The organism is Bacteroides sp. 1_1_14, from assembly GCF_000162515.1.
GTDB classification, from domain to species: Bacteria; Bacteroidota; Bacteroidia; order Bacteroidales; family Bacteroidaceae; genus Bacteroides; species Bacteroides thetaiotaomicron.
This window is the reverse complement of record NZ_GG774707.1, coordinates 172820-184870: the sequence shown is the minus strand read 5'-3', so window position 1 is coordinate 184870 and position 12051 is coordinate 172820. Positions and strand designations below refer to the sequence as shown.

The window sequence follows — 12051 nt, the reverse complement described above, 5'->3', positions numbered from 1 at the left end:
ATACAGTTTTTATAACTTCGCAGCGCGAAGAAAATAGAAAAATATAAAATGAATCAAACAGCTGAATCCCTGTGGTTTGTCTTTTACAAAGATGAACTACTGCTTGAAAAGGAGGGGAACGGTACATTTGCCATTCCCTGTGGAGAAATTCCTCCTATCCTTATCAAAGACAAGACTACAGTACACAATATCACCACACTGGAAGGAAGAAACTGCAAAGCCTATTCCGTATCCCAACCTATTGAAGAGACAGAACAATATGCAATGATAGGGCTTCGCGCTTCTTACGAATACCTCCCGCTGGGACATTACCAGGCAGCAGGCAAAGCCCACGAAATACTGCATTGGGACAGAAACAGTCTGTTCTGCTCGGCTTGCGGCACTCCGATGGAACAAAAAGAATCCATCATGAAACGCTGTCCGAGTTGTGGCCGTGAAGTGTATCCGGCTATCTCGACAGCCGTCCTTGTTTTAGTGCGCAAAGTCGACTCCATACTTCTCGTTCATGCCCGCAACTTTAAAGGCAGATTCAACAGCCTTGTAGCCGGATTCCTCGAAACAGGCGAAACACTGGAAGAATGTGTAGCCCGCGAAGTGAAAGAGGAAACCGGACTGGACGTGAAGAACATCACTTATTTCGGCAACCAGCCCTGGCCCTACCCCAGCGGATTAATGGTAGGATTCATTGCCGATTATGCCGGAGGAGAAATCAAATTGCAAGAAGAAGAATTAAGCTCCGGTGATTTCTATACAAGAGATAATTTGCCGGAACTTCCACGAAAACTGAGCCTGGCACGGAAAATGATCGACTGGTGGCTGGAATGCTCCCACAAATAAACAGACATGGAGAACATCATCAAAGGAATCCGCCGATATTATCCGGTATCTGACAGCTCACTGGAAATGCTTTTCAGCCACATGAAAAAGCTGGAATTGCCAAAGAAACACTTACTGATACACGGCGGAGTATCAGATCGTCACGTCTACTTTATTGAGAAAGGATTTTGCCGCTCCTATTGCCTGCGTGACGGTGAAGAAATCACGATCTGGTTCTCACGCGAAGGCGATATCACTTTTGCCATGAAAGACTTATACCACAACCAACCGGGATACGAATATGTAGAGTTACTGGAAGATTGCGAACTATATGCCATACGCATTGATGAATTAAATCAGATTTATGAAACAAATATCGAAATTGCCAACTGGGGACGCATTATCCATCAGGAATGTCTGCTCTACATGGACATACACCACATAAACCGACTATACCTACCGGCCAAAGAACGCTACGAACAACTTCTACGCGAACAGCCGGATGTAATTCACCGTGCCCAACTGGGATATATAGCTTCCTTTCTTGGGATGACTCCACAACATTTAAGCCGCCTGCGCTCCGAATCCTGAGTTCTTTTTAATCTATGTGAATTTTTATATCACAGAAAAACTGTACTTTTACAGCCGAATACAAAAAAGAAACAGATAAACGTCGTGATCAACACATTAACATCTTTACGAATATTCTTTGCCTTGATGGTATTCGGAGCACATTGTTATGTACTGGATACAAGTTTCGATGCCCACTTCTTTAAAGAAGGATTTGTCGGAGTCAGTTTCTTTTTTGTCCTCAGCGGGTTTATTATTGCCTACAATTATCAGGAAAAACTACTGACAAAAACGACTACTAAACGCACGTTCTGGGTAGCACGTATTGCCCGCATTTATCCCCTGCATCTACTTACACTATTAATTGCCGCATGTATAGGAGGATATGTTCAATATAGCGATACGACGGACTGGATCAAACACTTTGTCGCCTCTACCTTTCTGTTACAGCCCTTCTTCCCCTCTGCCGATTATTTTTTCTCTTTCAACAGTCCTTCATGGAGCTTGGGGTGCGAACAGTTATTTTATTTCTGCTTTCCTTTCGTGATTCCTTTCTTAAACAGCAGGCGAAAACTATTGGTTGTACTCTCAATCTGTCTTCCGGTCATGCTGGCAGGTATGTATCTGACTGCCGACGAACAAATCAAAGCATATTGGTATGTCAATCCCATCACCCGCCTGCCGGACTTTTTTGTAGGAGTATTGCTTTATCAGATCTATCAGTCATTACACAATAAAAAGATTTCTTCTTCCACGGGAACATTCTTGGAAGTAGCATCCGTCGCTTTATTTCTTCTTTTTTATCTTTGTGCCGCAGATATACCTAAAGTATACCGTTATTCTTGCTATTACTGGTTACCTGTTTCTCTGATGATACTCATCTTTGCCTTCCAGAAGGGAGGTATATCCCGGCTATTATCCAATCGGTTTCTGATAATAGGTGGAGAAATCAGCTATAGTTTCTACCTGATACATTTGTTTATTATACTCACATATACGAAAATGGCAGCGCTCTATCAATGGCAGGTGTCATGGATGATCAGTGTTCCCCTCATTTTCGGTATCACCATTATACTTAGTTTACTTTCTTACTATTATTTCGAAAAGCCCGCCAATAAATGGGTAAAACGAATACTAACTAAAAAACAATCATAAATCAAACCCATGGAATTATTAAAAAAGACACCACGAATTGAAGTAGTAGATGCCCTCAGAGGATTTGCAGTTATGGCCATCCTCTTGGTACATAATCTGGAACATTTCATTTTCCCTGTTTATCCGGAGAGTTCTCCCGAATGGCTTAGCATTTTAGATGCCGGAGTGTTTAATGCAGTATTTTCACTGTTCGCCGGAAAATCTTATGCCATATTCGCACTGCTTTTCGGATTTACTTTCTATATCCAATCACATAATCAGCAGTTGAAAGGAAAAGATTTCGGCTACCGTTTTTTATGGAGACTGGTTTTACTTGCCGGTTTTGCCACTCTTAACGCGGCTTTCTTTCCGGCTGGAGATGTTTTGCTTCTGTTTGTTGTTGTCGGTATCATATTATTTATTGTACGCAAATGGAGCGATAAGGCTATTTTAATCACTGCTATCTTATTTTCATTACAGCCTATTGAATGGTTCCATTATATAATGAGTCTGTTCAATCCTGCCTATACCCTGCCCGATCTGAATGTCGGAGCCATGTATAGCGAAGTGGCAGATTACACCAAAAACGGAACTTTTTGGGAATTCCTCATTGGCAACGTCACATTAGGACAGAAAGCAAGCTTGTTCTGGGCCATTGGTGCCGGACGTTTCTTGCAGACTGCCGGACTTTTCCTGTTCGGTCTGTACATCGGACGCAAAGAACTGTTCATCACTTCCGAGTCTCATCTGAAATTCTGGACCAAAGCACTGATCATTGCAGCTATCAGTTTCGCTCCGCTTTACTCTTTGAAAGAGCAGATCATGCAAAGTGACAGCAGCCTGATTCAACAGACCGTAGGGACAGCTTTCGATATGTGGCAGAAATTCGCATTTACCATCGTACTGATTGCTTCCTTCATCTTACTTTATCAGAAGGCTAAGTTCCAGAAAACCGTTTCCAACCTGCGCTTTTACGGAAAAATGAGTCTGACTAATTACATCACACAATCTATTATGGGAGCTATCATCTACTTCCCATTCGGATTTTATCTGGCTCCCTATTGCGGATATACGCTCAGTCTGATTATCGGAATCATTCTGTTCCTATTACAGGTACAGTTCTGTAAATGGTGGCTGTCGAAGCACAAACAAGGACCATTGGAAACCATCTGGCACAAATGGACTTGGTTGGGAGCTAAGAAATAATGAAGAAAGCAGGCCACGAAGTACACACAAACTACAAACGAACAACTTATGAAAATGAAACGTTACGTATCACTCTAAAGCATCAACAAAACCGTGTATCCCCGTAGCCTGCATGTTTAAATTGAGATGATTTAGATAGAACAAGATTTCCATAAGAAGGATTAGAAAGGGAACTTAAAGAATGCAAAGGAAATGAAAGACCGATGAAAAGGCGGTTACATAAAAGAAACGCCTCCATAGTCTCGAAGATTATGGAGGCGTTATTTATTGTTTCTCTATTCTGAAATATCAGAAGAAGAACGGAATCAAATACCTAATGACTTCTTCACTGCTTCAATCTTTTCCATTGCAGCAGCATCAGCAGAAGCGAAACAGTTGCGACAACCCATTTCTCCTTGTACTTCCATATAGAATTTGATCTTCGGTTCTGTTCCCGACGGGCGAACTGAAACTTTGCTTCCATCTTCAGTGAAGTATTGGAGCACATTAGATGTTTCCGGCATATCAAGGTCAGTCACCTTGCCTTCTGCATCTGTCTGTTTCAGCGTCTTATAGTCTTTGCTCAAAATCACCTTGGAGCCACCCAGTTCTTTCGGAGGATTAGCACGGAAGTTTTCCATCATAGCTTTGATTTCTTCAGCACCGCTCTTGCCCGGTTTCACTACGTTCACTGTGAATTCTTTGGAGAATCCATATTCTACGTAGATATCCAGCAACAACTGGTACAATGACTTACCGTTATCTTTTGCCCATGCAGCTACTTCTGCAATCAGACAGCAAGCTGATACGGCATCTTTATCACGTACGAAGTCTTCGGCAAGGAAGCCGTAACTCTCTTCACCACCACCGATATATTTCTTTTTGCCTTCACGCAGACGGATTTCACGTGCGATCCATTTAAATCCGGTGTAGCAGTCGAGCATTTCGATGTTATTCTTATCAGCAATCTTCTTGATAAGTTCGGTAGTAACGATAGTCTTCACACAGAACTCATTACCCTTAATCTTACCTAACTGTTTGTACTGAGTCAGAATATAGTAAAGATACATCATACAAGTCTGGTTACCGTTGATCAGTACCCATTCACCCTTGTCGTCCTTACAGGCGATACCTACACGGTCAGCATCCGGATCGGAAGCCATCACAAGGTCGGCATCAATTTCTTTAGCCAGATTGACAGCCATAGAAAGCGCTTCGGCATTTTCCGGATTCGGAGATATTACTGTCGGGAAGTTACCGTCTTTGATCATCTGTTCGGGAACAGTAAATACATTTTCGAATCCCCACATCTTCAAAGCGCGCGGAATCAGCATCATACCTGTACCGTGAATCGGAGTATAAACGATCTTCATATCCTTATGACGGGCGATAGCTTCCGGATCAATAGAAACTGTCTTCACCATATCGAGGTAAATCTTGTCAATATCTTCACCGATGATCTGAATCAGATCCGGATTACCCTGGAACTTGATATCAGCAGCGGAAGCGATATTATTCACTTCATCAATGATACCAGCATCGTGCGGAGCCAGTACTTGCGCACCATCATCCCAGTATGCTTTGTAACCGTTGTATTCTTTCGGATTGTGAGAAGCAGTCAGGATAATACCGCTCTGGCAACCGAGGTGACGGATAGCGAAAGACATTTCCGGAGTCGGACGCATATCATCGAACAGATATACTTTGATGCCATTAGCAGAGAAAATGTTGGCAGAAGTTTCAGCGAACAGACGGCTGTTGTTACGACAGTCGTGACCAACCACTACAGAAATCTGAGACAGATCTTTGAAGTTCTTCTTCAGATAGTTGGAAAGGCCCTGTGTAGCAGCACCTACCGTATAGATATTCATACGGTTGCTACCTACTCCCATGATACCACGCAAACCACCCGTTCCAAATTCAAGATCTTTGTAGAATGCTTCGATCAATTCTGTTTTATCTTCGTTCTCCAACATGCGTTTCACTTCAGCCTGAGTTTCGGCATCATAAGCCGGGGTCAGCCATTTTTCGGCTTTCTCAGTGACCTGCTTGATAAGTTCCTGATTTTCCATTTCGATTATTGTTTATTGGTTAATGATTATTTCTCTATTCTCTGTCAATCCTTGAATATATGCCAAGTCTTGAGCACACAAATGTAAAAGAATAAGTTTATAAATCCTAGTTATTTAATGAATAATTGACAACTATTTCACCAAATATCTCTCTCCTGTCTGCTTCACATATTCCTCCAGAAACTCCTTCGGATATCCCGGACGAATGACACCGGCAGGCTGTCCGATAGAATTCCGTTCAAACTGTCCGTCCTTCACGCGCTTCACTACTCCGTCGTTGTACTTCACAATCAGGAAAGTGCCCAGTTGCTTCCAAGTATCAAAAGTACTCTGGGCGGTCATATTAGTATAGTTAGTCAGGAAAGCGATTGCGGCATTCTTATCTTTTGCCAGCAATTTGGCTGCCATTTCTTCAATACCTTCCTGCGCATTATTAAAGGTCGTTTCCATCTCTTTCTGAGTTGCACGCACGTCACCGATCATCAGATCATAACGTGGATAGACCATATTAGACACCCAGTTGAAAATCCAGAAAGCGGAATTCCAGGAGAAAGTGATGTAATCTGCGCCATCTACACGTGTATAGCATAACGGAGCTTTCGTCGTACAGCAATAAACAGGAGTAAATACGGCCATATTCGCATCGTCCACTCCAAACCAAAGAACTCCGCCTATGGGGTCCGGCTTGTTGGCACGCATTTGTGCAACAAATACGAAGCCACTTTGTTGAGTCGAAATCGGACGTTCGTTAAAATACTCCTTATCACCTACCTTGAAATTCAGTGGAGAAAGGCGGTACGGGGTTTTATAAGGACCGGCACCGAAATCATTGGAAATATCAAGCGGTGTTCCTTCGTAGTGGTCACGCATCATATCTTTCACGTCCTGTACGGAAAGTTTACGGTTCGGCTTTACGAAAAGAGGCATCGGAGTATCTGTCTTTCCTTCGATATAAGGAAGATAGTCATTTCCATGGTCAGTAAATTTATTGAAATAGCTCCACACACGGGCTTCGCAGAAGCGACGGGCACCGAAATCAAGGGGCGCATAAGCCTCAGCAAAGCTGAAATCCTTGTTCACTCCATTGAAGTAACCTTTCTCGCGAGCGAAGGAAATCACATCCGGAGAAGTGATACAGTTTTCTTTGTCGTTCATGTCAAACTGATGGATACGGGATTGGTTGGCATGAGCCGAAATACAGTCATCCGGTACACGTACAGCCACCCAGACAGCACCACGTACCCCCGGTCCCTTACCGATCATTTCCATAATCCAGATTTCATTCGGATCGGCAATCGTAAACGATTCCCCTCCACTATAATAGCCATATTGCTGTACCAAATCAGTCATGATACGGATCGCCTCGCGGGCAGAACGTGAACGTTGCAATCCGATATAAATCAGACTTCCGTAGTCGATGATTCCGGTAGAATCTGCCAGTTCCGGACGTCCGCCGAAGGTGGTTTCACCGATAGTCACTTGAAATTCATTCATATTGCCAGTCACATTATAAGTCTGGCGTGCCTGTTCGATTTCGCCCAAATACTTACCCGTATCCCATTCATAGACTTTTAACATCGTCCCTTTGGGATATGTAGCAGCCGGATAATGATAAAGCTCACCGAACAGACCATACGAATCGGCCGAATAGGAAACAATAGTCGAACCGTCAGTCGAGGCATTTTTGCCAACAATCAGATTCGTACAAGCGAAAGAATTCGCCAGAGCCGCCAAAGACAGGACAGCAGATAGAATGATTCTTTTCTTCATATATAATACATTTTAATAGTTTACCAAACAAAGGTTTCCTTCGAAACGGTCTGATTTCCACAAGCATCCGTGACAGTCATTTCTACGGTATGCTTACCGCCTTTCTTCACATGTTTCGGATCGAGCACACATTCCCAGTAAGACTTTACAATATTGGGACGACCGAAAAGTGCATATTCACCGTCAATCGTTCCCCGATAGGAAGCGATACCTGCTCCTTCATCTTTCAGCCGATAGACAATCTTTCCGTTTCGTCCCCACAAGTTCTTGTTAACAGGTATAATTTCCGGAGGAACAGTGTCCAAAGCAACCGTATATGTGCCCAGTTCACGAATAGATGCTTTCATAAATCCATCTTCGTACTTCCCTCCTACGCTGTATTTAGTCCCTTTAGGGGTCACTCGCGCCACGTAATATTTCGTAGTGTCCGCCACCGGTTTGCGCCGCAATCCGATTCGCAGTTCACAGCTTGCATGTAGCGGGACCGGCTTATCATTCAACTGATAGGTAAATGCAACCGCTCCGCTATCCGCTTTTACCTGATATTGAAGAGGTACATTATCATATAGCATCCCTTTCGGAACAATCAGACTCAAGCCCGGTTCCTGCAGATAATTCGTCTTATCCCAGGCAAAGAAATATTTCTCCCGATGATTCAACGGTTCAACCGGCTGTTTCTTGCCACGTACCGTAAAGTGATAGCGGGAAGTATTGCCAAAAGCATCTTTCAATGTATATTGAAACTGATAATCCCGTTCTTCGTCAATCGTTACCAAACCACGGTTATCGTTCGAGGCTTTCAACAACCGTAATGTATTTCCGGGATCAATAAAGGATTTCATGTACTGCCCATACGTCCAGGAGTTTATCATTCGGTTTTCTTCCTGCGAAAAGCGGTCTACGGTACTACGGAACACTTCGGCACCATCTACCGTAAGCACTACGGAATACACTCCATAATGATTATTTACCCCGTCCATGTAGTCATACGCTTTGATACCTGTGCCGATTACCCCCCATGCTTCCACCGGATGTTCACTGTTCGGCAGAATCGTTTTATTTTCCTGACTTCCACTGACCACTCCTTTGCCAAGCTGCGGAAAAAGCATGATACCATCCGCTTTCGGGGCACGTGTATCTTTCAGATTCTTTTTAAAGAAAGGCATAGGGTCGATATAGTCTCCCGTCTCCGTCTCGAATACATCCAAATGAAGATGTGGTCCGAATGAGTATCCGGTATTCCCGCTCAACGCAATCCGCTGTCCGGCTTTCACCGGATATTCATCGGGTTCGGGGATGATTTCTACTTCCCAGTTCTCATTTTCATATTGAAGTTTCTTTACCCTTTCGGCAATGGGAGACAGAAAAGCGCTCAAATGGCGGTTGATAGTGGAATAGCCGTTGTGATAGCAGACGTCAAGCACATACCCCGAACCATTGGTGACACGTATACGTGAGATATACCCGTCAGCAAGTGCCCGAACCGGTTTGCCGATTGTTCCTCCCGTCTTAAAATCTAATCCGCCATGAAAGTGATTGGAACGAATTTCTCCGAAGTTTCCACTCAATGTAAGGGGAAAGTCGAAAGGTGGCACAAAGGCAGCCTGCTTTTTTTCCTGTGCATACCCCTCCACGCAACAGGCCAATAATAAAGCAGCAATATATCTTTTCATTATCTTCTTCACTTTTTTACTCCTGCAAATGTACATTATTCCAACTAGATTACGAAATATCCGGGAAGAATGATAGCAGATGAACCTAGTTAATAATTCCTTTTATTATTATATTCGCAACTAAACTGTAATCATTATATTATTAATATTATTACTTTTGCGGCTGTTTTTAATAATAATTAAAAGTAAAAGGACTTAATGAGAATGTATGTAAAGGTAATGGCAGCGGTCATTGCATGTATATTGCTGAGTGGAGAAGCGTACTCAGCACTTGCAACTACCCCTGCTACAGAAAATCTGAGTTGGTTCAAAAAGAAAAAGAAAAAAAATTCAGAAGAAGAGAGAGTAAAAAGCGACTACGAGAAATTAGTGGAAGGCAGCAGTGTTAAAAAAGGGATGTTTGCCGTTTATCAAAAAAAGAACGATTATTATTTTGAGGTTCCCACATCATTGCTAGGGCGCGATTTACTTGTTGTCAACAAGTTACAACGAGTACCGGCTGAATTGAACGATGCTGGAGTAAACCGGGGTGTAAATTATGAAAATCAAATGATTTGCATGGAATGGGACAAAGCAACCGGGAAACTGATGTTCCGCCAACAACGCCCGTTACCTCTGGCTCCTCAGACGGATGCTATTTTCCGTTCGGTTAAGGACAATTTTTATATCACCGCTTATTGCCGCATTCAAGATAGAGGCTGTCAATCAGGACTCTACAGCATTGGTGATCAAGATCAACGACATCTATGACGGTACGGAAACCAGCATTAATAATGTATTTACCAATATCAATCTGGGAACATCGGCTATTAAAAATCTATCACGTATCTTATCCGTGAAATCCTTTCCGAACAATGTAGTTGCCACTTCCGAGCTGACTACTAAAGTGACGGAAGGAACAACAAGCGTATATGTAACGGTAGAAGTCAGTTCTTCTATCCTTCTGCTGCCTGAAACTCCGATGATGGGACGTTTTGATAATCAGAAAATAGGTTATTTCACCAATCCGCTATTGAGTTTCAGCGATGCACAGCAAAGAACGGATAAAAAGCAGTTTATCACCCGTTGGCGTATGGAACCCAAACCGGAAGACCGGGAAGCTTACCTGAAAGGAAAGGTGGTAGAACCTGCCAAACCAATCGTATTCTATATCGACAATTCCACACCTTATCAATGGCGCAAATATATAAAAAGAGGTATTGAAGACTGGCAGATCGCTTTTGAAAAAGCCGGATTCAAGAATGCAATCATCGCCATTGAAGTTACCGATAGTATGGAAATAGATATGGATGACGTGAACTATTCCGTACTGACCTACGCAGCTTCGGAAAAGAAGAATGCGATGGGACCTTCTTTGTTAGACCCCCGTTCCGGAGAGATTCTGGAAGCAGACATCATGTGGTGGCACAATGTGCTCTCTATGGTAAGCGAATGGATTACAGTACAGACCGGAACTGTTTGCCCGGAAGCACGCAGCGTGCAGTTGCCGGATTCACTATTGGGTGATGCTATCCGCTTTGTTGCCTGCCACGAGGTAGGGCACTCTTTGGGATTGCGTCACAACATGATGGGATCCGCAGCGTTCCCAACTGATTCCTTACGTTCCGCAACGTTCACTTCCCGATTAAATTCCACCGCTTCTTCTATTATGGACTATGCCCGCTTCAACTACATAGCCCAACCGGGAGATGGCGTGAAGGTTCTTTCCCCGCATATCGGTCCTTACGATATCTTTGCCATCGAATATGGATATCGCTGGTACGGAAAGAATAGTCCGGAAGAAGAAAAAGATATCTTATTTGATTTCCTGAGCAAGCATACCGACCGTCTTTATAAATATAGTGAAGCACAGGATGTACGTGATGCCGTTGATCCACGTGCACAGAATGAAGATTTAGGCGATGATCCCGTACGTTCTTCCTTACTTGGCATTGACAACCTGAAACGCATCGTTCCGCAAATCCTTCAATGGACTACTACCGGAGAAAAAGGGCAGACTTACGAAGAAGCCTCACGCCTCTATTACGCAATTATCAATCAATGGAACAACTATCTGTATCACGTACTGGCCAACATCGGTGGTATCTATATCGAAAATACAGTCATAGGAGATGGTGTCCAGACCTACACATTCGTTGAGAAAGAGAAGCAACAGGCTTCCTTGAAGTTTCTGACAGATGAAGTACTGACTTATCCTAAATGGTTGTTCGATACGGAAGTAGGAAAATATACCTATTTGCTCCGTAACACCCCGGTTGGACAACAAGAAAACGCCCCGACGCAGATACTGAAGAATGCACAAGCCTACATCCTTTGGGACTTGCTTGGCAACACCCGTCTGATGCGTATGATTGAAAATGAATCAGTCAATGGAAAAAAAGCGTTTACCGTAGTGGAACTAATGGACGGACTCCACAAGAATATTTTCGGCATTACCGAACGAGGAGGTATTCCCAATGTGCTGGAACGCTCTTTGCAAAAAAACTTTCTGGATGCATTACTCACAGCTGCCGCAGAGCCCGAAGCTGTGAAAATCAATAAAAAGATTGCAGACGATCATTTCTTGCTCGATCATGCCACTCCTTTCTGCAGCTGCTATGCGGCCGAACAACGTTCGCTCCGACAGGAAGATAAAATGGGAGCTCACCGAGTTCTCAACTTCTACGGCAGCCAACTGAATCGTATCTCGGATGCAATATCCGTGAAACGCGGAGAGTTACTGCGGATTAAGAAATTATTGCAGAGCCGCCTCGGAACGTCTGATACAGCAACACGTTATCATTACGAAGATATGATTTTACGTATCAATACAGCTTTAGGTATTAAATAAT

Annotated in this window: 7 protein-coding genes and 1 pseudogene; 5 read left to right on the top strand and 3 right to left on the bottom strand. The window is 43.4% G+C overall.

All coding sequences use genetic code 11. The annotated features are described in order from the left end of the window. Positions 1-48: 48 nt before the first annotated feature. The 4 genes from nudC to HMPREF9007_RS09410 all read left to right on the top strand — a co-directional run bounded on the left by nudC (position 49) and on the right by HMPREF9007_RS09410 (position 3726). Positions 49-837, top strand: a complete 789-nt coding sequence (gene nudC / locus HMPREF9007_RS09395) for an NAD(+) diphosphatase (protein WP_008762222.1) — start codon at positions 49-51, stop codon at positions 835-837. A 6-nt stretch (positions 838-843) separates the two neighbouring features. Then, entirely contained in the window at positions 844-1407 is a 564-nt protein-coding gene (locus tag HMPREF9007_RS09400; protein ID WP_008762221.1) for a Crp/Fnr family transcriptional regulator, read from the top strand. Positions 1408-1491: 84 nt separating this feature from the next. Continuing rightward, positions 1492-2541: an acyltransferase gene (locus tag HMPREF9007_RS09405; protein ID WP_032850522.1), complete on the top strand. Its 1050-nt coding sequence runs from the start codon at positions 1492-1494 to the stop codon at positions 2539-2541. A 9-nt stretch (positions 2542-2550) separates the two neighbouring features. After that, positions 2551-3726, top strand: coding sequence for a DUF418 domain-containing protein (locus HMPREF9007_RS09410; RefSeq protein WP_008762219.1), 1176 nt, complete (start codon positions 2551-2553; stop codon positions 3724-3726). A gap of 305 nt (positions 3727-4031) precedes the next feature. Here HMPREF9007_RS09410 and HMPREF9007_RS09415 read toward each other — a convergent pair whose 3' ends face one another. The 3 genes from HMPREF9007_RS09415 to HMPREF9007_RS09425 all read right to left on the bottom strand — a co-directional run bounded on the left by HMPREF9007_RS09415 (position 4032) and on the right by HMPREF9007_RS09425 (position 9220). After that, a complete protein-coding gene (locus HMPREF9007_RS09415; RefSeq protein WP_008762218.1) occupies positions 4032-5777 on the bottom strand; it encodes a phospho-sugar mutase in 1746 nt (581 codons plus the stop codon). Between the two features lie 132 nt (positions 5778-5909). Further along, positions 5910-7547, bottom strand: coding sequence for a C69 family dipeptidase (locus HMPREF9007_RS09420; protein WP_008762217.1), 1638 nt, complete (start codon positions 7545-7547; stop codon positions 5910-5912). A gap of 20 nt (positions 7548-7567) precedes the next feature. After that, on the bottom strand, positions 7568-9220 hold the full coding sequence (locus HMPREF9007_RS09425; RefSeq protein ID WP_008762216.1) for a M23 family metallopeptidase: 1653 nt from the start codon (positions 9218-9220) through the stop codon (positions 7568-7570). A gap of 198 nt (positions 9221-9418) precedes the next feature. On the opposite strand from HMPREF9007_RS09425, the pseudogene HMPREF9007_RS09430 reads away from it, so the two are divergent. Then, positions 9419-12050: pseudogene (locus tag HMPREF9007_RS09430) on the top strand (zinc-dependent metalloprotease). Position 12051 lies beyond the last annotated feature (1 nt).